Below are 25,140 nucleotides of genomic sequence, written 5' to 3'. Positions count from 1 at the left end.
CGCACCGGCGCGCTGACGTGCTCGGCGACGCTGGCCCCGCTGACGCCGGTCAGCGGCTGTTCGCGGGCGCCGTACACGTCGAGCACGAAGACCTCGTCCGCCGCGTCCAGGGCTCGCCCGAACTCCTCGGCGAAAGCCTTTGTCCGCGAATACAAATGGGGCTGGAACACGGCGATGCTGCGGCCGTCGCCACTCTGCTCGAGCAGGGTGCGGACCGCCGCCAGCGTGGCGACGATCTCCGTGGGGTGGTGGGCGTAGTCGTCGAACACCCGCACCGAGGCCGCGCTACCGACCAGTTCGAATCGGCGGCGCACGCCCTCGAAGCCGGCCAGGCCGTCCAGCACGGCGTCGATCGGGGCGCCGATCTCGAGCGCCGCCAGCAGCGCGCCCATCGCGTTGAGCGCCATGTGGCGGCCGGGCACCGACAACCGCATCACCCGCGGGTGCTGCTCCGGGTCCAGCTCCGGGGCCAGCCGGATCTGCGCGACGGCTTCGGTGCCCTGCTGCTGCCACGACATCAACGTCGCGGCCAGTTCATCGTCGCCGGAGCCCGCGGATCCGTATCGCAGCACCCGGATCCCCAGCTCGGCCGTGCGCCGTGCCAGCTCGGCCGCCCCGGGGTCGTCGACGCACACCACCAGCGCCCCGCCGGGCGCCAGCCGCTCCACGAAGGCGTCGAACACCGCGACATAGGCGTCGGCGCTGCCGTAGAAGTCCAGGTGATCGGTCTCGATGTTGGTGACCACGGCGACGTTCGGCGTGTACTCCAGCAGCGAGCCATCGCTCTCGTCGGCCTCTGCCACGAAGCAACCGCCGCTGCCGTGGTGGGCGTTGGTGCCGGCCTCCCCCATCTCGCCCCCGACGGCGAAGGACGGGTCGCGCCCGCAGTGCTGCAGCGCCACGATCAGCATCGAGGTCGTCGTCGTCTTGCCATGGGTGCCGGTGACCATCAGCGTGGTGCGCCCGTTCATCAGCTTGGCCAGCACGGCGGGCCGCAGGATCACCGGGATGCCGCGCCGGCGGGCCTCGACCAGCTCGGGGTTGGTCTTCGGGATGGCGGCGTGCGTCGTGATGACCGCGGTGGCGCCACCGGGCAACAGGTCGAGCGAGGCCGCGTCGTGCCCGATGTTGATCAGCGCGCCCCGGGCGCGTAGCGCGTGAATGCCGCGCGACTCCTTGGCATCCGAGCCGGACACCAGGCCGCCACGGTCGAGCAGGATGCGGGCGATGCCCGACATGCCGGCTCCCCCGATGCCGACCATGTGCACCCGCTGCAGCTCGGGCGGCAGCTGGTCGGTGCTCACGGGGTCCCCCCGGTAGGCGAGCGGCCGCTCGAGCGGCCCAGCTGGGCCTCGCGGGCGATGTCGAGTGCCGCCTGGGCGACCCGGCGCGCCGCGTCGGGATGCCCCACTCGCGCGGCGGCGGCCGTCATGGCCGCCAACCGCGGCGGGTCGCCAACCAGCCCCGCCACCTCGCGGGCCACCAGCTCGGGCGTCAGGTCGGCGTCGGCGACGATCATGCCGCCGCCCGCGTTGACCACCGGCAGGGCGTTGAGCCGCTGCTCGCCGTTGCCGATCGGCAGCGGCACGTAGATGGCCGGCAGTCCCACCGCCGAGACCTCGGCGACCGTCATCGCACCGGACCGGCAGATCACCAGGTCGGCGGCCGAATAGGCGAGGTCCATCCGGTCGAGGTAGGGAACCGCCACGTACGGCGGGTCGCCCGGCTGGGGCTCGCGCAGGTCGAGCGTGTTCTTGGGGCCGTGCGCGTGCAAGACGGCCACGCCGGCGGCGGCGAGCTCGGCGGCCGCTCCGGAGACCGCCCGGTTCAGCGAGACCGCGCCCTGCGAGCCACCGAACACCAGCAACACCCGGGCGTCGTCGGCGAAACCGAAGTGGCGGCGCGCCTCGTCGCGCAGCGCCGCGCGGTCCAGTGCGGTGATGGCCTCGCGCACCGGCACCCCGACCACCTCGGCATGCGGCAACCCGCAATCGGCCACCGCGGACAGCACCCGCGCGGCGGTGCGGGCGCCGACCCGGTTGGCCAGCCCGGCGCTGGCGTTGGCCTCGTGGATCACCACCGGCACCCGCGGCTTGCGCGACGAGACTCCCCGCGCGGCGAGATAGGCCGGCAGCGCCACGTACCCACCGAAGCCGATCACCACGTCGGCGTCGACCGCCCGCAGCACGGCACGGGTTTCGCGGACGGCCCGCCACACCCGCGAGGGCAGCCGGGCCAGGTCGCCGCTGGGTTTGCGCGGCAGCGGCACCGGCGTGATCAGCTCGAGGGCATAGCCGCGCTCGGGCACCAGCCGGGTCTCCAGACCCCGGGCGGTGCCCAACGCGGTGATCCTGACCTGCGGGTCGAGGGCGCTCAGCGCATCGGCGACGGCCATCGCCGGCTCGACATGGCCGGCGGTTCCACCACCGGCGAGCACGACCGACAGTGGCTTGAGGGGCCTAAAAGAGGACAACGCGGCACCGGCGGGCAAAGGGTTTCCCCCCAGCCCGCCGGTCGGCCTGTTGACCGTGTCGTTCACCCGTAACGCTGACCTTCCAGTGCGCGAGCGCGTCGTGGCTGACGCTGGCCGGCCGCCTGACTGACGCGGCGTTGGCCAGATCCATGATGCCTCGCCCGTGATCGAGAGTTACCCCCAGTCTGTCGGGCCGGCCGGCCGGCCGTCCGCGATGTCGCCGGTCGCAGCGGCTCGTCGGCCGTGCGGGAGGCCTTGCGTGGAGCTTTGCGCCCGGGCGCGCCCGCGGCCTTGCGCGACGGCTCGGCCGACTTCGGGCGAGCGCGCTTGCGATCGCGGACCGACTCCAGGCGCGTCGGCGAGTAGGGCTCGGGCAGCGGCAGCCGCAGTATCCGGGTCATCTTGTCGTCGCGCCCGGCGCGCAGCGCGGCCACCGCCTCGGGTTCGTGACGCGCCGCGTTGGCCATGATGCCGATCATGAAAAGCGTTGCGGCGGTGGAGGTTCCACCCGCGGAGATGAGCGGCAGCTGAATACCGGTGACCGGGAGGATGCCGATCACGTAGCCGATGTTGATGAACGCCTGGCCCAGCACCCACATGGTCGTGGTGGCGGTCAGCAGTCGCAGGAACGGGTCGGCCGAGCGACGGGCGATCCGCATTCCCGTGTACGCGAACAGCCCGAACAGCACCAGCAGCGCGAACGCGCCGATGAAACCGAGCTCCTCGCCGATGATCGCGAAGATGAAGTCGTTGTGGGCGTTGGGCAGGTAGTTCCATTTGGCCACGCCCTGACCCAGGCCATCGCCGAAGATGCCGCCGTGCGCCAGCGCGAATTTGGCCTGTCGGGCCTGGTAGCCGGTGTCCTGCGGATCGTTCTCGGGGTTGATCCAGGACCGCACCCGTTCCGACCGGTACCCGGCCGACATGGCCAGCACCGCGCCGGCCACGAAAACGGCCATCAGCGAGGTGACGAAGACGCGCAGCGGCAGGCCCGCGTACCACAGCAGGGCCAGCAGGATGATGCCCAGCGACACCGTCTGCCCGAGGTCGGGCTGCGCCACGATCAGGGCCAGCGCGATCACGGCGGCCGGCACCAGCGGGATCAGCAGTTCGCGCAGGCTGGCCCGATCCAGGCGACGGGCGGCCAGCATGTGGGCACCCCAGATCGCGAAGGCGATCTTGGCCAGCTCGGATGGCTGCATCGAAAAGCCCGCGACCACGAACCACTTACGGGATCCGTTGGCCAGGTTGCCGATTCCGGGAACGAGCACCAGCACCAGCAGGATGACCGTGACGACGTATCCGGTGAACGCGACCCGGCGGATGAACCGCACCGACATCCGCAACGAGGCGTAGCAGGCGATGAGGCCGATCACGGTCCACAGCACCTGCTTGCCGAAAATCACCCAGGCGGACCCGTCGGCGTCGTAGGACCGCACGCCCGACGCCGACAGCACCATGATCAGCCCCAGCGTCGTCAGCAACGCTGCCACCGCGATGATCAGGTGAAACGACGTCATGGGCCGGCCCAACCAGGCGCCGAACCGGCTGTGCGAGCCGCCCTCCTTGGCCGCGGCCTTGTCGGGCTTCTGCTCGGCCTTCTGCGGCTTGTCGGCCTTCGTCTCGGCCTTGGCTTCCGTGGCGCCGTCCGTGGCGTCGTCGTCGGCTGGCTCGAGCGCGGCCGTGCCGGTGGTGTTTTTACCCCGGCGCCGTAGCCGGGTCAGTGCGTTGCCCACGCCCGTCCTACCGGAGCGCCGCGTGCACGGCGGCCGCGAATGCGTCGCCACGGTGGGCGTAACCCGAGAATTGGTCGAACGACGCGCCCGCCGGTGCGAGCAGGACGGTGTCGCCGGGCTTCGCCAGGGTGCGCGCCGCGGCCACTGCCGCGTTCATCACCGCTGAGGCCCGATCGCCGCCTGATAGTTGCACTTCTGTCACATCTGCCCCAAGAACCACAGCAGTCGCATCCATACCAGCATCCTCGCCTGTCACAACCTGCAGGACGGGGACATCCGGCGCGTGTCGCGATAACGCCTCGGCAACCTCGCGCCGATCTCGGCCGATCAGCACCGCCCCGACCAGCCGGGACGCCATCCTGGCGACCTCGGCGTCGACCGATGCGCCCTTGAGCAGGCCGCCGGCGATCCAGACGACCCGGGGGTAGGCCAGCACGGACGCCTCGGCGGCATGAGGGTTGGTGGCCTTGGAGTCGTCGACGTAGGTGATGCCGTCCGCGGCGGCCACGACTTCGGCCCGGTGCCGGCCCACCCGGAAGGAGGCGATCGCGTCCGCAATCGCCTCGGGCGGCACGCCGACGCAGCGCGCCAGCGCCGCGGCGGCCAGCGCGTCGAGCACCCCGACCGGGCCCGGAACCGGGATGGACTCGACCGGCAGCAGGGCCAGGTCGTCGGCGAAGGCGCGGTCAACCAGGTGGCCGTCGCGCACGCCGAGCTCCCCCGCCGCCGGTTCGCCCAGCCGGAAGCCGACCCGCACCGGCGCCCGGGCGGTGTCCAGCAGCGCCGCCGCCCGGGCATCGTCCAGGCCCACCACCGCCACCCGGCCGTCGAGCACCCGCGCCTTCGCCGCGGCGTAGGCGGCCATGCCGCCGTGCCAGTCCAGGTGGTCTTCGGCGATGTTGAGCACCACACCGGCCTCGGGCTTCAGCGAAGGCGCCCAATGCAATTGGAAGCTGGATAGCTCGACGGCCAGCAGCTCGGCGGGTTGGTCCAGGACGTCGAGCACCGGGTCGCCGATGTTGCCGCACAGCAAGCTGCGCCGGCCGCCGGCGATCAGCATGGCGTGCAGCATCGACGTGGTGGTCGTCTTGCCGTTCGTTCCGGTCACCACCAGCCAGCGCCGCGGCGGTCCGTACTGGCCCGCGGCGTCGAGCCGCCAGGCCAGCTCCACGTCACCCCAGATCGGCACCCCGGCCGCCGCCGCGGCGACCAGCAGCGGCGTGGTCGGCGCGAAACCGGGACTGGTGACCACCAGGGCGTAGCGGGAGATCTGCTCGATGGCCGTCGACGTGGACGCGGTCGCCGCTCCCGCGTCGGCGTAGTCCCGCAACCTGGCCGGGTCGTCGTCGCACAGCGTCGGTGCCGCCCCGAATCGGCTCAGCGCCGCCAGCACCGCCTTGCCCGTTACGCCGCCGCCGGCCACCAGCACCGGCGCGCCGGGCGCCAGGGGTTCCAGCGGGGCCTCAAGACCGCTCATCAGGCACCGATCGCGCCCAGCCACTCACCGTAGAAAAGGGCGACGCCCAGGCCGCACGCGATCGCGGTGAGCAGCCAGAAGCGGATGATGACCGTGGTCTCGGCCCAGCCGGCCAATTCGAAATGATGGTGAAAGGGGGCCATCCGGAACACCCGGCGCCCGGTGGTGCGAAACGTCAGGATCTGCAACACGACCGAGCTGACCTCGGCCACGAACAGCGAGCCCAGCACGACGGCGAGGATCTCGGTGCGGCTGGTGACGGAGAGGCCAGCGATGATGCCGCCCAGCGCCAGGGATCCGGTGTCACCCATGAAGATTTTCGCGGGCGCCGCGTTCCACCACAGGAAGCCGATGCAGGCGCCGGCGGTGGCGGCAGCGACCAGCGCCAGGTCCAGCGGATCGCGCACGTTGTAGCAGCCCAGCCCGGGGGCGGTCACGCAGGCGTTGCGGTACTGCCAGAACGTGATCAGCACGTAGGCGGCGGTGACCATCGCCATGCTCCCGGCGGCCAGGCCGTCCAGGCCGTCGGTGAAGTTGACCGCGTTGGACCAGGCGCTCACGACGATCACGCAGAACAACACGAACAGGCCCGGGGCCAGTGTGACGGTGGCGATCTCGCGCACGTAGGACAGATCCGCGCTGGCCGGTGTCAGGCCGGTGCTGTTGTGGAACTGCAGCGCCAGCACCCCGAACAGGACTGCGGCGGCGACCTGTCCGATGGTCTTGGCCGTCTTGTTCAAGCCGAGGTTGCGCGACCTGCGGATCTTGATCAGGTCGTCGAGGAATCCGACGCCGCCGAGCACGGTGGCCAGGCCCAGCACCAACAGGCCCGACACGGTGACGCCTTCCCCGTCGAAGGCCATCCCGGCCAGGTGCGTGCCCAGGTAGCCCGCCCAGATGCCGGCCAGGATGGCCACGCCGCCCATCGACGGCGTGCCCCGTTTGGCGTGGTGGGTCGGCGGGCCGTCCTCGCGAGTGTGGTGGCCGAATCCCTGCCGGGTGAACAGCCGGATCAGCGCCGGGGTCAGCAGGATCGACACCGTCAGCGCGACGGCGACGGCGATGAGGATCTGCCTCATGCGCGCGTCCCGCCCTCTTCTGATGGTGACGGCCCGCTTCGCCCGGCTTCGCCGCCCTCGCGATCGTCACCGGCTGCCAGGGCGTCGGCCAGCGCACCGAGCCCCGCCGAGTTCGACGCCTTGACCAGGACGACGTCACCGGGTTGCACCTCGGCCCGTAGTAACGCCAGGGCGGCGTCGCTGTCAGCGACGTTGACGGCCCCTTGGTCACCCGCGCCCCAGGAACCCTCCATGACCGCTCCGTGGTGCATGGCGCTCATCGACCTCCCACTTCCCACGACAACGAGTCGAGACACATCTAAGCGCACGGCGAGCCGGCCGATGCGATCGTGCTCGACTATGGCGTCCTCACCGAGCTCGGCCATCTCGCCGAGCACCGCCCAGCTCCTGCGCTTTTCGGCGGGGTTCTGCCCGCCGCCTTCGCCGCCGCCGTGGGCGATCCAGGCCAGCGCCTGCAGCCCGGCCCGCATGGAATCGGGGTTCGCGTTGTAGGCATCGTCGATCACGGTGACCCCGTCGGCGCGGGTGGTGACCTGCATGCGGTGCCGCGACACCGGGCCAGTGCCGGCGAGCGCGGCGGCAACCTGCTGCAGGTCGGCGCCGCATTCCAGCGCCACCGCGGCCGCGCACAGCGCGTTGCCCACCTGGTGATCGCCGTAGACGCCGAGTTGCACCGGCACCTGCGTCACCCCGGACGCATCGCGCCGGTGCAGCGTGAACCGCGGCCGGGCCAGCTCGTCCAGGGAAACCGCACCGGCCCACAGGTCGCTGGGGCCCGCGCCGGTGCGCTCGTCGCGGCTGACCCGGACCACCCGGGCCGCGGTCACGTTCGCCATGGCCGCCACGGCCGGATCGTCGGCGTTCAGGATCACCACCCCGGAGGCCGGAACAGACTGCGGCAGTTCAGATTTCGTCCGGGCGATGGCTTCGCGCGAGCCGAACTCGCCGAGGTGCGCGGTGCCGACGTTGAGGACCACCCCGATGGACGGTGTGGCGATTTCGGCGAGCGCGGCGATGTTTCCGGGATGGCGGGCCGACATCTCCAGGACCAGGTAGTCGGTGTCGGCCGTCGCGCGCAGCACCGTCCACGGGTGCCCCAGCTCATTGTTGAACGACCCGGGCGGGGCCACCACCTCACCGAGCGGCGCCAGGACGGCGGCGACCAGGTCCTTGGTCGAGGTCTTTCCCGATGATCCGGTGATGCCGACGATCGTCAGCCCCCCGGCCACCAGTTCGGCGGCGACCACCCGGGCCAGCCTGGCCAGCGCGCCCAGCACCGCCGCGCCGGACCCGTCGGCGTCGTGCTCGAGCACCCCGGCCGGCCCGCGATCCGGGTGCGCCTCCGGCGGTTGCGGGGGCACCACGATGGCCGGAACCCCGACCGGCCGCGCCGCCAGGACGGCCACCGCGCCGGCGGCGACCGCCGCGTCGGCGAAGTCGTGCCCGTCGGACCGCGCTCCCGGCAGCGCCAGGAACAGCCCGCCCGGCTTGACGGCGCGCGAGTCGAATTCCACCGTCGCGGTGACGTGCCGCTGCGCGGCATCCTGCGGCGAGATACCGGACAAAGTGCCGCCGACGATGTCGGCGATCTGGGCGACGGTCAGGTCGATCACCGCTGCACCCCGTCGAGGTCACGCAACGCCTCGGCCAGTTCCACCCGGTCGTCGAAGGGGCGGCTGTGTCCGCCGGCGCTTTGCCCGGTCTCGTGACCCTTGCCGGCGATCAGCACCACGTCACCGGGACCCGCCCAGGCGACCGCGTGCCTGATCGCGTCGCGGCGGTCGGCGACCTCGACAACCTCTGCCGCACAACCACTTTCGCTCGCACCGGCCAGGATCTCGCGGCGGATCGAGGCCGGGTCTTCACCGCGCGGATTGTCATCGGTGACGACGACCAGGTCGGCCAGCTCGGCCGCCGTGGCGCCCATCGGCGCCCGTTTGCCCGGATCGCGTTCGCCGCCGGCGCCGAACACCACCGCCAGGCGGCGGCCCGGCCGCTTCAGCGTGGTCAGCACCGCACGCAAGGCGCCCGGCTTGTGGGCGTAGTCCACCAGCGCCAAAAAGTCCTGGCCGGCGTCGATCTGTTCCATCCGCCCCGGCACGCGGGTCTGCCGCAGCCCCGCGGCCGCCTCCTCCGGCGACACCCCAACCACGTCCAGAAGGGCCAGCGCCACAAGGCAATTGGCGACGTTGTAGTGGCCGGGTAGCGGGACTGCGACCCGATGCCGGGCGCCGGCGGGATCGACCACGGTGAACTGTTGTCCCCCGGCGCCCATCGGGGCCACGTCGAGGGCCCGCCAATGCGCGGCTTGCCCCTCGGCGCTGACGGTGATCGCGTCGCCGGCCCGGGCCGCCATGGCCCGCCCGGCCTCGTCGTCGACGCACACCACGACGCGGCGCGCCCGCAGCGGCGAATCCGGTTCGAACAGCAGGGCTTTGGTGTTGAAGTAGTCCTCCATGGTCGGATGGAAGTCGAGGTGATCGCGGGACAGGTTGGTGAAACCGCCCGCCGCGAAACCTGTTCCGTCCACGCGGCCCAACGCCAGCGCATGGCTGGAGACCTCCATGACGACGGTGTCCACACCCCGTTCGGCCATGGCGGCCAGCATGGCCTGCAGCGCGGGGGCCTCCGGAGTGGTCAGCGCGCTGGGGACGTCGGCGCCGTCGATGCGGATCCCGATGGTCCCGATCAGCCCGGCGGTACGGCCGGCGGCACGCAGACCGGACTCGACGAGATAAGTGGTGGTGGTCTTGCCCGACGTGCCGGTGATGCCGATGACGGCCACCCGGTCGGAAGGATTCCCGTACACCGTGGCCGCCAGGCCGCCGAGCACGCCGCGGGGATCGGGGTGCACCAGCGTCGGGACGGCCGGCGCGGTCATCTCTGCGACCCCGGCGGGATCGGTGAGCACGGCGACGGCGCCGCGTTCGACCGCGTCGGCGGCATAGCGGGCCCCGTGGGTCGCCCGACCGGGCAGCGCGGCGAACAGGTCGCCGGGCAGCACGTCCTGGGCGCGCAGCGTCACCCCGGTGATGGTCACGTCGGGCACGGCGGCGCCCTGACCTGGGTGATCGGCCAACACGGCGCCGACCTGGCCGGCGAGCGCGGGCAGCCCCACGCCTGCGGCGGCGCTGGGGCGTAACCCAGTGGGCATCGGCACCACTTGTGCTCACACCTCCCTCCGACGCCGCGTCGTCCTCATGATCGGCCATGACACCCTACCTAGCCGCAACCGGCCATGAGCCGATCCGCGCGCCGACGGAGCAGTCGGGGCGGCTGCGCGCCGGCGATCGCCGCGCGGCTGTCCGGCGCCGACCCGCTAGGTGGCCTGCAACGTCAGCGGCGGGCCTGGATCGGGCGACAGCGGCACGTTCTCGCGCTGCATGAGCCAGCCGGCGATGTTGTGGAACAGCGGGGCCGCCGAGTGGCCCGGCGTGCCGTCGGCGTTGCGCTCCGGGTTGTCCATCATGATGCCGATGACATACCTGGGGTTGTCGACGGTGGCCATTCCGGCGAACGTGATCCAGTAGACGTTGTCGAAGTAGCAGCCGCAGGCCGGGTTGATCTGTTGCGCGGTGCCCGTCTTGCCGGCCATCTGATAGCCCGTCACCGCTCCCGCGGCCCCGGTGCCCTGCTGGTAACCCATCGGGTCCTTTTGCACGACGGCACGCAGCATGTTGCGCACGGTCTGCGCCGTCTGCGGCGACACCACTCGCACGCCTTCCGGGCGCGGCTCTTCGGTGCGCGTGCCGTCGGGGGCGATGGTGGCCTTGATGATCCGCGGCGGTATCCGCAGGCCGTCGTTCGCGATCGTCTGGTACATCCCGGTCATCTGCAACAGCGTCATCGAAAGACCTTGCCCGATGGGCAGGTTCGAGAAGGTGCTACCCGACCACTGGTCGATCGGGGGCACCAGTCCGGCGCTTTCACCCGGCAGGCCGACGTTGGTGCGTTGCCCCAGACCGAACTTGCGGACCATGTCGTAGAAGCGCTCCGGCCCGACGCGCTGCGCGAGCATCAAAGTGCCGACGTTGGAGGACTTTCCGAACACGCCGGTGGTGGTGTACGGCATCACTCCGTGCTCCCACGCGTCGTGGATGGACACCCCGCCCATCTGGATGGTGCCGGGAACCTGCAACACCTCGTCGGGATTGGTCAGCCCGTACTCGATGACCGACGACGCGGTGATCACCTTGTTCACCGAGCCGGGCTCGAACGGCGAGGACACCGCCAGGTTGCCCAGCTGCTTATCGCCCTGACGCCCGATGTCCTGGGAGGGGTCAAAGGTGTTGTCGTTGGCCATGGCCAGCACTTCACCGGTCTTGGCGTCGAGCACGACGGCCGAAACATTATGCGCGCCAGACACATTCTTGGCCTGCTGCACCTGCTGCTGCACGTAGAACTGGATGTCGTCGTCCAGGGTCAGCTGGACCATCGAGCCGTTGACCGCCCGGTGCCGATTGCGGTAGCTGCCCGGGATGACCACACCGTCGGAGCCGCGGTCGTAGGTGACCGAGCCGTCGGTGCCGGACAACACCGAATCCATCGCCTCTTCCAGACCCAGCAGGCCGTGACCGTCCCAGTCGATGCCGCCGACGATGTTGGCCGCCAGCGATCCGCCCGGATACTGGCGCAGATCCTGGCGTTCGGAACCGACCTCGGGATACTTGTCCGAGATCGCGCTGGCGACAGCGGGATCGACGGCGCGCGCCAGATAGACGAAGTTGTCGTCGGTTTGCAGCTTCTTCAAGACGGTCGCCGAGTCCGGTTTGTTGCCCAGCCGGCTGGACACCTCTTTGGCGATATCGCGCAACCGCTGCTGCGGATCCGGGGCGGTCGAGTTCTTGGCCCTGGCTTCCTCTAGTTGCTTGCGGATCCGTTTCGGCTGAAACGTCAGCGCCCGCGACTCGATGGTGAAGGCAAGCTGGTCCTTTTGGCGGTCGATGATGCTGCCGCGCACCGCTTTTTCCACATCGGTGACCTTGAGCTGACCGGCGGCCTGGGCGCGCAGCGACGACGCGTTGGTCACCTGCAGGACGAACAATTGGGCGGCGGCCATCAGCATCAACACCAGGATGACCACGTTGCCCGCGCGATGCCGGAAGACGAACGACCCGCCGCGGCTGGTCAATTCCACGATCTGGCGGGTGCGGCGCTGCCGCGCCGAGTGCCCGGCCGCCGCCTCGGACCGTTGTGCCGCCCCGGCGGCTTTGGCTTGCTTGGCCTTCCGGAACCGCTTCGGCTCGCGAACGTCCGTTTTCTGCGGCTTCACGCGCCGCTTCGGTTGCCGTACGCCCTTGGCCTGCACGTCCTTACGGGGACCACGTGTCGGCCGTGCGGACTGCGACCGTCGTGCCCGCGGGGAGTCACCGCGGCTCACCTGGGCCCACCTGGCGGCGCGACGACCGCGGCACCGGGCAGGCCGTTAGCCGGCCCGGTCGGGGCCACCGGTTGGGCCGGCGCCGCCGGACGGCCCAGCTGCAACGGGACCGGGATCTCAGCGGGCAACGGCGCGGGCACCTGGCCCGGAGCCGGAATCGGCAGCCCGCCCAAGGGAATCGGTACCTCGGCCGGGGCTGGCGGAGTCGCGGGTCCGCCCGGCGTGGGCAACCCCGGAGTCGGCAATCCCGGAGTCGGCAACCCCGGCAGCGCGCCGGGAGCGCGTCCGGTGACCGGGCCGGTCGCCGGTGCAGCGGGCAGGCCGGGCAGTGCACCCGTCGCCGGTCCGCCTGGCATGCCGGGCAGCGTACCCGGCACCGGCAGCCCGGGGGCGGCAGGCGCGCCGGGCACTGGGGGCGCCACAGGCGGCAGGTGCTGCCCGCCCACCGTCGACGCGCCGTCGGGGGCGCGCAGCAGCGCTTCGGGCCCGGACCTGGCCGGGGCGGGGCCACCGGGGGCCGGCCCGACCAGAGTCGAGACCTCCGGGGGCGCGGCCGCCGGCTTGGGGGGTTGCGGCATTTCGTCGGGAAGCTTGCTGTTCAGCGGCGGCGGCGGAACGCCGTCGGCCGGCTTGGGTGTGCCGACCACCACCCAGTTCCCGGACGGGTCCTGGACCAGGTGTGCGGTGTCCCTGCTCGGGATCATGCCCTGCTTGCGGGCCGCCTCCGCCAGCGCCGGGGCGGCCTCCGCCTCGCGCACGTCGCGCTCGAGCGCTTCCTTCTGCTGCTGCAGCAACCGGGTCCGCTCCCGGGCGTGGCTCAACTTGTAGGAACGCTCGGCGGAGTCGGTGGACAGCCACAGCGTGAGCCCGAGGCCGATGCCCAGCGCACCGATGATCAGGACGACGAACGGAACCTTGCTGGCCAACGTCCGCGGCCGCAGGTCGATCGACGCCAGCCGGGCGGCCAACCGTTCGGTCAGGCGGGGACGAACCACCTTGGGCGCCTTGGCTTTCCGCGCCTTTGCCCGCGCCTTGGCCTGGCTGGTGCTCTTGGGGCGGGCCTGGCGGTCGACGGGCCTTGCCATCGGGCTGGTCTGCGGTCCGGACTTGGGCGCGCGCGTTTCGCGGGCGGGCGCCGAGCTCCGGCCGCTGCGGGTGCGCCGCGCCGATCCCGATTCGGCCGCGGGACGAGTGCTGCGCCGGGCAGAACCGTCGCGTGCGCCCCGACGGTCGCTGCCACCGCGCCGTTTCGACGTCTCGCGTTCCGCTCTCATGCCTCGCCTTTCCCGCTAACCTGCCCTGACTTCGTTCGGTGCAGAGCCCGCAACCGCACTGCGGCACTGCGTGGATTGCGTTCGACCTCGGCGGCGTCGGCGCGTTCGGCGCCGTGCGTCAAAGACCGGAAGCGCGGCTCATGGCCGGGAAGCTCGACCGGCAGGTCCACCGGGGTGCGCGACGCGACCGCCTGGGCGAAGAGCCGCTTGACGATCCGGTCCTCCAGCGACTGGTAGGCCAGCACCACGATGCGACCGCCGACGTCCAGCGCGTCCAGGGCGGCAGGGAGGGCGCGGCGCAGGGTGTCCAGTTCGTCGTTGACCGCGACCCGCAGCGCCTGGAAGGTGCGCTTGGCCGGATGTCCGCCGGTGCGCCGGGCGGCGGCCGGAATCGCTTCGTACAGCAGGGCCACCAGGTCCGACGTCGACGTGAACGGCTGACGGGAACGCCGGCGCACGATGTGCGCGGCGATGCGACGTGCGAACCGCTCTTCGCCGTAGCGGTGCAGAATGTTCGCCAGCTCCGCCTCGTCGTAGGTGTTGACGATGTCGGCCGCGGTCAGCGGCGACGAGGGGTCCATCCGCATGTCCAGCGGCGCGTCCTGGGCGTAGGCGAAGCCCCGCTCCGCGCGATCCAGCTGCATGGACGACACCCCGAGGTCGAATAGCATTCCATCCACCGATTCGGTTGCCGCATAACCGGATTCGTCCAGCGCCGTGGCGATCCCGTCGTAGCGCGCGTGCACCGGCGTGACCCGGTCGGCAAAGCGCGCCAGCCGGGCCCGGGCGATGCCCAGCGCGCTGGGGTCGCGGTCGAGTCCGATCAGCCGCAGCCCCGGCAGGTCGGTGAGGAATCGTTCCGCATGCCCTCCGGCGCCGAGGGTGGCGTCGAGCAGCGTCGCCCCAGACCCGTCGGGGCGGTGACGGGTCAGCGCGGGGGTGAGCAGTTCGACGCAGCGATCCAGCAGGACGGGGACATGCCCGTGGTCGTCGGAACTCGAATTCTCTGCCACCGCAACGCCTCCACGGATCTGCCGGCACGGGTGCTCGGGAAGGCGGGCGGCCCCTGCATCGAGGTCTCTGACCGAAGTCGCGAACCTGGCGTTGGGGAAGTACGCCAGGGTCGGTTCGGGCAGAGGCCACGTTGCACGGGCATGCGCCTCAGATGATGTCGCCGAGTGCTTCATCGCTGGCCGCGGAGAAGTTCTCTTCGTGGGTCTGCTGGTAGTCCTGCCAGGCCTGGGCATCCCAGATCTCGAGGTTGTCGATCGCGCCGATGACCACGCAGTCCTTCGAAAGGTTCGCGTAGCGCCGGTGATCGGCCGATAACGTGATCCGGCCCTGCGCGTCGGGATGCTGCTCGTCGGTGCCTGCCGCGAGGTTGCGGAGGAACGCCCGGGCCTCGGGGTTGCTCCGCGAGGCCTTGCTCGCGCGGCGGGCCAATTGCTCGAATTCCGCCCGCGGATAGACGGCGAGGCTGTGGTCCTGACTCTTGGTGACCATCAACCCCCCTGCCAGCGCGTCGCGAAACTTGGCGGGCAGCGTCAGCCGCCCCTTGTCGTCGAGTTTGGGCGTGTAGGTGCCGAGAAACACCAGCTCACCTCCCCTTTGGGGTCACCCAAACGCTGCAGCCACCATACCCCACAATCCCCCACTCTGCCCCATTCTTGAGGCGTCGTCGTGGCGTTTCCGGGGTTATTCGACGTCAGGACGCTGTCAATGCGCCGCATGAGGTGTGTCGAGGGCATGCACGGGCTTGCTCGAGGGCATCGGGTGAAGGGCGCTTACCAGGCAAAACACGCCAAGTGGGGCGTCGTGGGGGACTCTAGTGGGCCGCGGTGGGGCACGACTGCCACGACGCGCCTCGGTTAGGGCTCGATTGGGCTGCGAAACGGCATCGACGGTTGATGGTCAAGCGGGGAAGGGTCGACGCCACCGAATACTGGAGAAACAAAACGGGGCAGCCGATGGCTACCCCGAGTGCGTGGCTGCGCCTAGTTGTCGAAGCGGCGGCGGAACCGGTCCTCCATGCGGCTGGTGAACGAACCGCCGCCCTTGTTGCGGCGCTGACGCAGTGAGGTGGGCGCCGGCCCGGAATGATCGGTCCTGCCGGACAACCGTGGACCGGTGATCGCGAAGATCACTCCGCCGAACATGACGATGAACCCGAAGACGCTGAGAATCGGGAAGTTTCCGATCATCGTTGCCTTGAACGCCACCCCGGAGACCAGCATCGCCAAACCGATGACGAACAGTGCCACGCCCTGCAGCCGCCGACGGGCGGTAGGTGCACGAAACCCTCCACCGCGAACACTTGACGCGAATTTGGGGTCCTCGGCGTAGAGCGCGCTCTCGATCTGATCGAGCATCCGCTGCTCATGATCGGAGAGTGGCATTCGTCCCTCCTTGCCGACGGTGTGGCACGTGGCTATCGGTGTAACACGCGGATGCCCGTTGGGAGGGCATTAATTCAATGATACGAGGTCGATCTGCCCCATACCACTGGTTCGCCGCCGATTCTATCCCGCCCGCCTGACGGCGCTCGGCCAGACCGCAACGGCCGTGCGCTACAACCGGCTTCCCGAACCGGGACGGCGCACCGGTCCGGTGCCACGACCGCCCGCCCGGCCGTCGCAGCCGGGTCCGATAATGGGCAAAGAGACACCGGCCACAGCGACCACATGATGCCGACACCGCTTCCTAGGCCCGACGACGGATGAGGAGGACACCGCGAGTTGGCGATATTCCTCATCGATCTGCTTCCCAACGACATGGAGCGTCGCCTGGGTGATGCCCTGGCGGTGTACGTCGATGCGATGCGCTACCCGCGGGGCACCGAGAATCAGCGCGCCGCGATGTGGCTCGAGCACATCCGGCGGCGGGGCTGGCAGGGCGCCGGCGTCGTCGAAACCCGGGAAGCCGAAGACGCAGGCGCACAACCGCCCTCGGCGGAGGACTTGGCCAGCGCCCCGCTGCTCGGCGTGGCCTACGGCTACCCCGGTGCGCCCGGGCAATGGTGGCAGCAGCAGGTCGTGCTGGGCATGCAGCGCGGCGGCTCGCCGCCCCAGGAGATCTCCCGGCTGATGGACAGTTACTTCGAGTTGACCGAGCTGCACATCCATCCCCGCGCTCAGGGCCGCGGCCTGGGCGAGGCGTTGGCCCGACGGCTGCTGGCGGGTCGCGCCGAACAGAATGTGCTGCTCTCCACGCCGGAAACCAATGGTGAGCCCAACCGCGCCTGGCGGTTGTACCGGCGCCTGGGCTTCACCGATGTCATCCGCGGCTACCACTTCGCCGGCGACCCGCGGGCGTTCGCGATCCTGGGCCGCAAGCTCCCTCTGTAACACCCCAACTCGGCACACATCGGACGACTCCACTAACTGGCACATCGGATCTGGCACGATGACCTGGTGCGAGCCAGCTCTCCCCCGTCCAGCAGCCGAGGATCCCGAGCGTTTCGAGCTCGGCGGCGCCGCCTGACGGCCTTCGCGATGTTGCTGCTGCTGGTGCCGCTGGCCACCGGGTGCCTGCGGGTCAGGGCCTCGCTCACCATCTCCCCCGACGACCTGGTGTCCGGCGAGATCGTCGCCGCCGCCAAGCCCAAGACCTCCAAGGACACCGGTCCACAACTCGACAGCAACAACCTGCCGTTCAGCCAGAAGGTGGCGGTGTCGAACTACGACAGCGACGGCTACGTCGGCTCGCAGGCGGTGTTCTCCGATCTGACGTTCGCGGAGTTGCCGCAGCTGGCCAACATGAACTCCGACGCCTCCGGGGTGAACCTGACACTGCGTCGCAACGGCAACCTGGTGCTCCTGGAGGGCCGGGCGGACCTGACCTCGCTGACCGACCCCGAGGCCGACGTGGAGCTTACCGTGGCCTTCCCCGGCGTGGTGACCTCCACCAACGGCGATCGAGTCGAACCCGAGGTGGTGGCGTGGAAGCTCAAACCGGGCGTGGTGAGCACCATGACCGCCCAGGCCCGCTACACCGACCCCAACACCCGGTCCTTCACCGGAGCGGTGGTGTGGCTGTGCATCGCGTCGTTCGCGGCCGCGGGCGTGGTGGGGCTGTTGGCGTGGGTCAGCCGGGATCGCTCACCGCGGTTGACCGCGCCGCGCGACCAACCGCCGCCAAGCTAGCTGTACTGCCCGGCCGGTGACCAATAGGCGAGCATCTCAGCGAACGTCTGGAAGGCCGGCCCGGAATTCCCATAGGTCGCCTCGAGATGGATGCTCAGCGGGAAGCCGAGCCCGGCGACCCCGTCGATGACGCGTTTATAGAGGTCGACCATCTGCTGGCGCTTCTGCGCGGGTTCGCCCGCGGCCAGCTTCTTGACGAACTCCTGCTCGGCCGCCACCGCCGGATTGCCCGGGTCCTGAATGAGCCAATTGATCAGTCCGACCCGGCTCTCCATCTTCGGCACGAAGCCGAAAGACAGCAGGATCTCCGGCCGGTGGTCTGTCGTTTTCGCGAACTCGGTCAAAAAGCCCACGATCGCGTCGGAGTACAGCAGCTGGGTCATGCCGTAGGTGGCGCCCTGGTCGCACTTGAAGTTGAACCTGCCCTGTTCGCCGTCCCGGGTGGGGATCAGGATGACACCGCGGTTGGTCACCAGCTCGCGGTAGATCGACAGGGCGTCCGTGGGGGCCACGCCGGAGCCCTCGCCGTCGTTCATGGTGCGCGGAACGCCGACGAAGACAACGCCTTCCATGCCGGCAGACGTCAGCTCGGACAGCCGCGCCCGCAGCGACGGCTCGTCCATGAAGGCGGTGACCTGCGTGCACAGGCCCTTGATGCCGGGCAGTTCCGGTTTGACGACCGACCAGAAGTCCAGCACGTCCAACTTGGGTTTCATCTGAATGGGCCGGTCGTCGTCCTCGGCGATGATCCCCGGAATCATCACGTGCCGGATCCGGCCGTCGAGGCCGGACTCGGCGGAATTCCGCACCACTTTCTGCGCCTCTTCGAGTGCCCGCTCCCGACCTTCGTCGGCGTTCGGCGGCACCAGCTCGAGCGCAATGGTGTTGAGGGTCACGCGGCTTCTCTCCATCTGACGACTCCCGGGGGGCGCCCTGCGGGACGCGCGGATTCCGCGCGAGCCCCAGCGCACCCGCCAGCATAGGGGCGGGTTAGTGAGGCAGGCGAAGCAACTGGGTCCGGTGGCCCGGGTCATGTGCGGGGTGACACCGGTGGGGCGGCGAATACACTGGTCGGGCCTGGAACACCCAGTCAGCCGAGCAGAAAGGGGTGCCGCGCTGAGCCTAGGAGCTTCAGAAGCAGCGGCAACCGTCGAGTTGACCGGGGCCATCACCGACCAATTGCGGCGGTACATGCATGACCGGCGCACCGAGACCGCGTACATCGGTGAGGATTACAGCGGTCTGATTGCCGCGCTGGAAGATTTCGTGCTCAACGGGGGCAAGCGGCTACGGCCCTTGTTCGCCTATTGGGGGTGGCGCGCCGTGACCACCGAAGCCCCCGATGAGCAAGTGCTGCTGCTGTTTTCCGCTCTCGAGCTGCTGCACGCCTGCGCGCTGGTGCACGACGACGTGATCGACGACTCCTCTACCCGCCGCGGCCGGCCGACCACGCACGTGCAGTTCGCGAAGCTCCATCGCGACCGGCACTGGCAGGGCTCCCCGGAGCAGTTCGGCATATCGGCCGCCATCCTGCTCGGCGATCTCGCGCTGGCGTGGGCCGACGACATCGTCTTCGGTGTCGACTTGACGCCCCAGGCCCAAAAGCGGGTGCGGCGGGTGTGGGCCAACATCCGCACCGAGGTGCTCGGCGGGCAGTACCTCGACATCGTCGCCGAGGCCAGCGCGGCCGCCTCGATCGCCTCGGCAATGAACGTCGACACCTTCAAAACGGCCTGCTACACGGTGTCTCGGCCGCTTCAGCTCGGGGCGGCCGCCGCGGCCGACCGGCCCGACGTCCACGACGCCTTCAGCCAATTCGGGACGGACCTGGGGGTGGCGTTTCAGCTGCGCGACGACGTCCTGGGGGTTTTCGGCGACCCGGCCGTCACCGGCAAACCGTCCGGGGACGATCTGAGATCGGGCAAGCGCACCGTGCTGCTGGCCGAGGCGGTGGAGCTGGCGGAGAAGTCAGACCCGTTGGCGGCCAACCTGTTACGGACCTCGGTTGGGGCCCGATTGACCGACGCGCAGGTGGATCAGCTGCGCGACGTCATCGAGGCGGTGGGCGCCCTGGCCGCGGCCGAACAACGAATCGCCGCGCTGACCCAGCGGGCGCTGGCCACCCTGGCGGCCGCGCCCATCAACACCGCGGCCAAAGCGGGGCTGTCCGAATTGGCCAAGCTGGCCACGAACCGGTCGGCCTGAACCGGTGACGACGCCCACGGACACCCCTGCAGCGGATTCGCCGGCCGCCAAACCCGCTCGGGGAGAATGGTTTTCACAGCTGAAGGCATTCGTCGCCGCCGCCGACTCCGGACCGGCGAAGCTGGGCTTGCTGGGATCGGTGCTGATCACCCTGGGCGGATTGGGCGCCGGCAGCACCCGGCAGCACGATCCGCTGCTCGAGTCGATGCACATGTCCTGGTTGCGTTTTGGCCACGGCCTGGTGCTGTCGTCGATCGTGTTATGGACCGGCGTCGGCCTGATGCTGATCGCGTGGCTGAGCCTGGGCCGTCGGGTGCTGGGCGGCGAGGCGAGCGAGTTCGTCATGAAAGCCACGACCGGCTTCTGGCTGGCGCCGCTGCTGGTGTCGGTGCCCGTCTTCAGCCGGGACACCTACTCGTATCTGGCGCAGGGCGCACTGCTGCGCGACGGCCTGGATCCGTACGCGGTCGGTCCCGTCGCCAACCCGAACAGCTTGCTGGACAACGTCAGTCCCATCTGGTCGATCACGACCGCGCCCTATGGCCCCGTGTTCATCCTGGTGGCGAAGATCATCACCATCATCGTGGGCAACAACGTGGTGGCGGGCACCGCGTTGCTGCGGCTGTGCATGCTGCCCGGGCTGCTGTTGCTGGTCTGGGCGACGCCCCGCGTGGCGCGCCATCTGGGCGCCGACGGTCCGACGGCGCTGTGGATCTGTGTGCTCAACCCGCTGGTGCTCATCCATCTGATGGGCGGGGTGCACAACGAGATGTTGATGGTGGGCTTGATGGCCGCCGGTGTCGCGCTGACGTTCGGTGGCCGCCACGTTGCCGGCATCACGCTCATCACGGTCGCCATCGCGGTCAAAGCCACCGCGGGCATTGCGCTGCCGTTTTTGGTGTGGGTGTGGATGCGGCATCTGCGCGATCGGCGGGGATATCGGCCAATGCCAGCGTTTTTCGCCGCGACGGCGTTATCGCTGTTGATCTTCGCCGTCGTCTTCGCGATCGTGTCGGCAGTCGCCGGCGTCGGTCTGGGATGGCTGACCGCGCTGGCCGGATCGGTGAAGATCATCAACTGGCTGACGGTGCCGACCGCGGCCGCCAACCTGATCCACGCGATCGGCAGCGGGTTCTTCCCGGTGAGCTTCTATCCGATCCTTCGGGTCACCCGGCTGGTCGGCATCGCGGTCATCGCTATTTCGCTGCCGCTGCTGTGGTGGCGCTTCCGCCGCGACGACCGGGCCGCGCTGACCGGCATCGCGTGGTCGATGCTGATCGTGGTGCTGTTCGTGCCGGCCGCCCTGCCCTGGTACTACTCGTGGCCGCTGGCGATCGTGGCCCCGCTCGCGCAGTCGCGACGGGCGGTCGCGATCATCGGCGGCTTGTCGACCTGGGTGATGGTGATCTTCAAACCCGATGGCTCGCACGGCATGTACTCGTGGCTGCACTTCTCGCTGGCCACCGCCTGCGCGCTGATCGCGTGGTACAGCCTGTACCGGGCTCGCGCACAACAGGACGAAGGAGCCGACGTCACGGTCGGATGAGCGATCGGGCTCAGTAGGCCATCGCCTGCGCCCGGCGCACGACCTCTCGCGCCTGGTGGGCGTGCAGGGCGTCGACGGGACGGGCGTTGTTGAGGGCATCCCGGCTGCCGTCGCGGGTGACCGTCAGCGAGGGGTCCCTGGTGAACAACCAGCGCACGATCTCCGTGTCGTGATAGCCGCCGTCGTGCAGGATCGTCAACAAACCCGGCAGGCTCTTGACCACCTCACCGGATTTGGTGAAGAACAGCTGCGGGACCACGAGGCCCTCGTCGCGCCGGACCGCAACCAGGTGCCCATCCCGAAGTTGCTGATGCACCTTGGTGACCGGCACCCCCATCAATTCGGCGACCCGCTTCAAATCGTAAATCGGCTCGTCGGGCTCCAGCACATCGTCGCCGGCAGGAATACTGCTCATCCGGGCAAGTGTATGCCTAGATGCCGGCCTTGAGCCCGTGTTCTGCCGGGCAATCCCGGGGGCGCACATACGATGGCCCCGTGGCCAAAGCTGAACCGCCCGGCCCGTCCCCGCGAGCGGGTCAGACCCCCGCCTCCGGCCGGGCGGGCCCGCACCGTCACCCGCGCGAAGGCGGGCCGGCCGACCCGTTGGACAGCGCTTTGCTGGACGGCCGCTACCGGGTTCAGTCCCGGATCGCCAGCGGCGGCACGTCCACGGTGTATCGCGGCCTGGACACCCGGCTCGACCGGCCCGTCGCGGTGAAGGTGATGGATTCCCGCTACGCCGGCGACGCGCAATTCCTGACCCGGTTTCAGCGCGAGGCCCAAACCGTGGCCAGGCTCAAGGATCCCGGGCTGGTGGCGGTCTACGACCAGGGCCTGGACGGCCGACACCCGTTTCTGGTGATGGAGCTCATCGAGGGTGGCACGCTGCGGGAGTTGCTGGGCGAACGCGGGCCCATGCCGCCGTACGCCGTGGCGGCGGTGCTTCGTCCGGTGCTCGGCGGGCTGGCCGCCGCGCACCGGGCCGGCCTGGTGCATCGCGACGTCAAGCCCGAGAACGTGCTGATCTCCGACGACGGCGAGGTCAAGATCGCCGACTTCGGGTTGGTCCGGGCCGTCGCGGCGGCCGGAATCACCTCTAGCAGCGTGATTTTGGGCACCGCGGCCTACCTGTCGCCCGAGCAGGTGCGCGACGGCGACGCCAGTCCGCGCAGCGACGTCTACTCCGCGGGGATCATGACCTATGAGCTGCTGACCGGACGCACGCCGTTCACCGGCGATTCGGCCTTGTCGCTTGCCTACCAGCGGCTGGACAGCGACGTGCCGGCGCCCAGCGCGGCCATCGACGGTGTGCCCGCGCAGTTCGACGAGTTCGTGGGGCGTGCGACGGCCCGCGACCCGGCCGAGCGCTATGCCGACGCGGTCGAGATGCGGGCCGACCTCGAGGCGATCGCCGAAGAGCTTGCGCTGCCCGACTTCTCCGTGCCGGCGCCTCAAAACTCCGCACAACACCGGTCGGCGGCGCTGCAGCGCAGCCGGGCCACCCAGCGCCCGGCCACTGCGCCGCAGCCCGGGCCGCAGCCGGTGCGTCAACCCACTCGCCAGATGACGCGGGGTCCCGAGGATTGGTCGGAGCCGGAACTGCAGACCGGCGATGAGCCCGACGAAGACTACGAATACGAGCCTGTCACAGGCGAATTCGCGGGAATCCCGATCAGCGAATTCGTGTGGGCGCGCCAGCACGGCCGGCGCATGGTGCTGGTCTGGGTGGCGCTGGTGCTGGCGATCACCGGGTTGGCCGCCGCTGCGGCGTGGACCATCGGGAGCAACCTCAACGGACTGGTGGCCGGGTAGGGGGCCCGGCCAACACCTCTGCAGGAAGTCAGTCGCGCAGCATCTCGGCGACGAGGAAGGCCAACTCCAGCGATTGCTGGGTGTTCAGCCTTGGGTCGCAAGCGGTTTCGTAACGTCCGACCAAGTCGTTGTCCGAAATGTCTTGCGCCCCACCAAGACACTCGGTGACGTTCTCGCCGGTGATCTCGACGTGGATACCGCCCGGGTGGGTGCCCAGCGCGCGGTGCACCTCGAAGAAGCCCTGCACCTCGTCGACGATGCGGTCGAAGTGGCGGGTTTTGTAGCCGTTGGACGACTCGTGGGTGTTGCCGTGCATCGGGTCGCACTGCCAGATCACCTGGTGACCGGTGGCCTGGACCTTCTCCACGATCGGGGGCAGCAGGTCGCGAACCTTGTTGTTGCCCATCCGGCTCACCAAGGTCAGCCGGCCGGGCTTGTTGTGCGGGTCGAGCCGCTCGACGTATTCGACGGCCAGTTCCGGGGTGATCGTCGGGCCGATCTTGACGCCGATCGGGTTGGCGATCACCTCGGCGAAGGCGACGTGGGCTCCGTCGAGCTGGCGGGTGCGCTCGCCGATCCACACGGTGTGCGCCGACAGGTCGTACAGCTGCGCTTCGCCGCCGTCGCTCTCGGAAAGGCGCAGCATGGATCGCTCGTAGTCGAGCACCAAAGCCTCGTGGCTGGCGTAGATCTCGGCGGTCTGCAGGTTGCGGTCGGCCACCCCGCAGGCGCTCATGAAGCGCAGGCCGCGGTCGATCTCGGTGGCCAGCGCCTCGTACCGGGCGCCGGCCGGCGACGTCCGCACGAATTCCCGGTTCCAGTCGTGCACCGAATGCAGCGAGGCCAATCCCGAGGACGTCAGCGCCCGAACCAGGTTCATCGCCGCACTGGCGTTGGCGTAGGCGCGCACGAGTCGCGACGGGTCGTGCTCGCGCACGGCGGCGTCCGGGGCGAAGCCGTTGATCATGTCGCCCCGGTAAGACTTCAGACCCAGCGCGTCGATGTCGGCCGATCGCGGCTTGGCGTACTGCCCCGCGATGCGGGCCACCTTGACCACCGGCATGCTCGAGCCGTAGGTCAGGACCACCGCCATCTGCAGCAGGGTGCGCACGTTGGCGCGAATGTGGGGTTCGGTGTTCTCGGTGAACGTCTCCGCGCAGTCGCCGCCCTGCAGCAGGAACGCCTCGCCCCGCGCAACCTGGGCGAGCTGCTCCTGCAACCGGACGATCTCCGACGGCACCGTCACCGGCGGCACGCTTTCCAGGACAGTGCGCATCGCCGTCGCCTGCTCGGCAGGCCAGCTGGGCTGCTGGGCGGCCGGTTTGGCCAGCGCGGCGTCCAACCGGGCCCGCAGATCGGTCGGCAGCGGCGGCAAGGGCGGCAGCTGATCGATCGGTATGTCGACGGTCCAGTTCATCGGTCCATCTTAGCGGGGGTGCGGGCGCCCCCGGTCGGGGCTGATCTGCGCGAACGCGACTCGGCCCGCGGTCTTAGTCGCCGGCTGTGATGAGCCGGTACCTGCGCAGCTGATCCCGCGCGTCGACCAGCGCGTCGTGCGCATCGGATGACCGTGGCGGCATCCGCGGGCTGCCCCGGTCTTCCCATAGCTGCCGCAGTTCGCGGGTGAAGCGGGGGATGGACCGCGGCAACTCCGGCATGGTCCCCCACAACTGGCACAGGGCCACATGGTCGTAGGCCGCCACCCACGCCCACAGCTCGATCGGCTCGGGGGCGGTCCCCTCAGAATCCACGCCGAAGAAGGCCTCCAGGTCTTCCCGGATCTGCCGGCGAGAGCGCCACTGCTGCGAGGCCGGCGGCGGCAACTTGGGCAGCACGTTGGCACGCACCCAGGGCCCGGCTCGCTCGGGGTCGAATTCCGTGGACACCGCGTAGTACTCCCGGCCGTCTTCCGCGGCCACGCCGATCGAGATCAGCTCGATGGTGCGGCCGTCCTCGATGAACTCGGTGTCGTAGAAATACCGCACCCGGGGAAGCCTAGCTGGACGTTGCCGACGG

The 25,140-nt window shown here is 70.0% G+C and carries 21 protein-coding genes; 5 read left to right on the top strand and 16 right to left on the bottom strand.

Translation table 11 applies throughout. The annotated features are described in order from the left end of the window. The 12 genes from murC to AC5Y4T_RS04845 form a co-directional block, all read right to left on the bottom strand. The coding region (murC, locus tag AC5Y4T_RS04900) for a UDP-N-acetylmuramate--L-alanine ligase (protein WP_499952325.1) at positions 1-1,304 on the bottom strand (1,304 nt) is incomplete at its 3' end. After that, on the bottom strand, positions 1,301-2,539 hold the full coding sequence (gene murG / locus AC5Y4T_RS04895) for an undecaprenyldiphospho-muramoylpentapeptide beta-N-acetylglucosaminyltransferase (protein WP_499952324.1): 1,239 nt from the start codon (positions 2,537-2,539) through the stop codon (positions 1,301-1,303). The genes murC and murG, both read right to left, overlap by 4 nt. Further along, positions 2,536-4,209, bottom strand: coding sequence for a putative lipid II flippase FtsW (gene ftsW, locus AC5Y4T_RS04890; protein ID WP_499952323.1), 1,674 nt, complete (start codon positions 4,207-4,209; stop codon positions 2,536-2,538). Before ftsW ends, murG begins: the two co-directional genes overlap by 4 nt. A 7-nt stretch (positions 4,210-4,216) precedes the next feature. Next, positions 4,217-5,686 carry a UDP-N-acetylmuramoyl-L-alanine--D-glutamate ligase gene (gene murD / locus AC5Y4T_RS04885; RefSeq protein WP_499952322.1) on the bottom strand — a complete coding sequence of 490 codons (1,470 nt, stop codon included), beginning with the start codon at positions 5,684-5,686 and terminating at the stop codon, positions 4,217-4,219. Next, positions 5,686-6,765 carry a phospho-N-acetylmuramoyl-pentapeptide-transferase gene (mraY, locus tag AC5Y4T_RS04880; RefSeq protein ID WP_499916003.1) on the bottom strand — a complete coding sequence of 360 codons (1,080 nt, stop codon included), beginning with the start codon at positions 6,763-6,765 and terminating at the stop codon, positions 5,686-5,688. Before mraY ends, murD begins: the two co-directional genes overlap by 1 nt. After that, the gene (locus tag AC5Y4T_RS04875) at positions 6,762-8,378 is read right to left on the bottom strand and encodes a UDP-N-acetylmuramoyl-tripeptide--D-alanyl-D-alanine ligase (RefSeq protein WP_499952321.1); all 1,617 of its coding nucleotides are present in this window, start codon (positions 8,376-8,378) and stop codon (positions 6,762-6,764) included. The genes mraY and AC5Y4T_RS04875 overlap by 4 nt, the downstream gene beginning before the upstream one ends. Beyond that, positions 8,375-9,919: a UDP-N-acetylmuramoyl-L-alanyl-D-glutamate--2,6-diaminopimelate ligase gene (locus AC5Y4T_RS04870; protein ID WP_499952320.1), complete on the bottom strand. Its 1,545-nt coding sequence runs from the start codon at positions 9,917-9,919 to the stop codon at positions 8,375-8,377. The genes AC5Y4T_RS04875 and AC5Y4T_RS04870 overlap by 4 nt, the downstream gene beginning before the upstream one ends. Positions 9,920-10,084: 165 nt before the next feature. Then, positions 10,085-12,145 (bottom strand): peptidoglycan D,D-transpeptidase FtsI family protein, encoded by a 2,061-nt coding sequence (locus AC5Y4T_RS04865; RefSeq protein ID WP_499952319.1) that lies wholly within the window; start codon positions 12,143-12,145, stop codon positions 10,085-10,087. After that, entirely contained in the window at positions 12,142-13,419 is a 1,278-nt protein-coding gene (ftsL, locus tag AC5Y4T_RS04860; RefSeq protein WP_499949800.1) for a cell division protein FtsL, read from the bottom strand. Before ftsL ends, AC5Y4T_RS04865 begins: the two co-directional genes overlap by 4 nt. Further along, positions 13,416-14,606, bottom strand: coding sequence for a 16S rRNA (cytosine(1402)-N(4))-methyltransferase RsmH (gene rsmH / locus AC5Y4T_RS04855; protein ID WP_499952318.1), 1,191 nt, complete (start codon positions 14,604-14,606; stop codon positions 13,416-13,418). Before rsmH ends, ftsL begins: the two co-directional genes overlap by 4 nt. Next, positions 14,581-15,012, bottom strand: coding sequence for a division/cell wall cluster transcriptional repressor MraZ (mraZ, locus tag AC5Y4T_RS04850; RefSeq protein WP_067352892.1), 432 nt, complete (start codon positions 15,010-15,012; stop codon positions 14,581-14,583). Before mraZ ends, rsmH begins: the two co-directional genes overlap by 26 nt. A gap of 401 nt (positions 15,013-15,413) precedes the next feature. Then, positions 15,414-15,815, bottom strand: coding sequence for an SCO2097 family morphological protein (locus tag AC5Y4T_RS04845; protein WP_499915993.1), 402 nt, complete (start codon positions 15,813-15,815; stop codon positions 15,414-15,416). Between the two features lie 339 nt (positions 15,816-16,154). On the opposite strand from AC5Y4T_RS04845, the gene AC5Y4T_RS04840 reads away from it, so the two are divergent. Beyond that, entirely contained in the window at positions 16,155-16,763 is a 609-nt protein-coding gene (locus AC5Y4T_RS04840) for a GNAT family N-acetyltransferase (RefSeq protein ID WP_499915991.1), read from the top strand. 147 nt (positions 16,764-16,910) lie between these two features. Further along, entirely contained in the window at positions 16,911-17,561 is a 651-nt protein-coding gene (lppM, locus tag AC5Y4T_RS04835) for a lipoprotein LppM (RefSeq protein ID WP_499952317.1), read from the top strand. On the opposite strand, the gene AC5Y4T_RS04830 is transcribed toward lppM, so the two are convergent. Continuing rightward, positions 17,558-18,457: a mycobacterial-type methylenetetrahydrofolate reductase gene (locus AC5Y4T_RS04830; RefSeq protein ID WP_499916743.1), complete on the bottom strand. Its 900-nt coding sequence runs from the start codon at positions 18,455-18,457 to the stop codon at positions 17,558-17,560. The two genes, lppM and AC5Y4T_RS04830, sit on opposite strands and share 4 nt — an antisense overlap. A gap of 259 nt (positions 18,458-18,716) precedes the next feature. Here AC5Y4T_RS04830 and idsA2 point away from each other — a divergent pair, with 259 nt between their 5' ends. After that, on the top strand, positions 18,717-19,766 hold the full coding sequence (gene idsA2 / locus AC5Y4T_RS04825) for a bifunctional (2E,6E)-farnesyl/geranyl diphosphate synthase (protein ID WP_499915987.1): 1,050 nt from the start codon (positions 18,717-18,719) through the stop codon (positions 19,764-19,766). Between the two features lie 4 nt (positions 19,767-19,770). Beyond that, positions 19,771-21,312 (top strand): alpha-(1->6)-mannopyranosyltransferase A, encoded by a 1,542-nt coding sequence (locus tag AC5Y4T_RS04820; protein ID WP_499915985.1) that lies wholly within the window; start codon positions 19,771-19,773, stop codon positions 21,310-21,312. 10 nt (positions 21,313-21,322) lie between these two features. On the opposite strand, the gene AC5Y4T_RS04815 is transcribed toward AC5Y4T_RS04820, so the two are convergent. Then, positions 21,323-21,727, bottom strand: a complete 405-nt coding sequence (locus tag AC5Y4T_RS04815; RefSeq protein WP_499915983.1) for an Rv2175c family DNA-binding protein — start codon at positions 21,725-21,727, stop codon at positions 21,323-21,325. 188 nt (positions 21,728-21,915) lie between these two features. Between AC5Y4T_RS04815 and AC5Y4T_RS04810 the strand changes: the two genes are divergently transcribed. Beyond that, positions 21,916-23,124 carry a protein kinase domain-containing protein gene (locus AC5Y4T_RS04810; RefSeq protein ID WP_499916741.1) on the top strand — a complete coding sequence of 403 codons (1,209 nt, stop codon included), beginning with the start codon at positions 21,916-21,918 and terminating at the stop codon, positions 23,122-23,124. Between the two features lie 28 nt (positions 23,125-23,152). Here AC5Y4T_RS04810 and AC5Y4T_RS04805 read toward each other — a convergent pair whose 3' ends face one another. Both AC5Y4T_RS04805 and AC5Y4T_RS04800 read right to left on the bottom strand, forming a co-directional pair. Beyond that, positions 23,153-24,541: a class II 3-deoxy-7-phosphoheptulonate synthase gene (locus AC5Y4T_RS04805; RefSeq protein WP_499915981.1), complete on the bottom strand. Its 1,389-nt coding sequence runs from the start codon at positions 24,539-24,541 to the stop codon at positions 23,153-23,155. Positions 24,542-24,614: 73 nt separating this feature from the next. After that, complete coding sequence (locus tag AC5Y4T_RS04800; RefSeq protein WP_499915979.1) at positions 24,615-25,109, bottom strand: polyadenylate-specific 3'-exoribonuclease AS; 495 nt, start codon at positions 25,107-25,109, stop codon at positions 24,615-24,617. Between the last annotated feature and the right edge of the window lie 31 nt (positions 25,110-25,140).

It is taken from the genome of Mycobacterium sp. NGS11, assembly GCF_059813315.1.
This window is presented reverse-complemented; position numbering and strand designations above follow the sequence as displayed.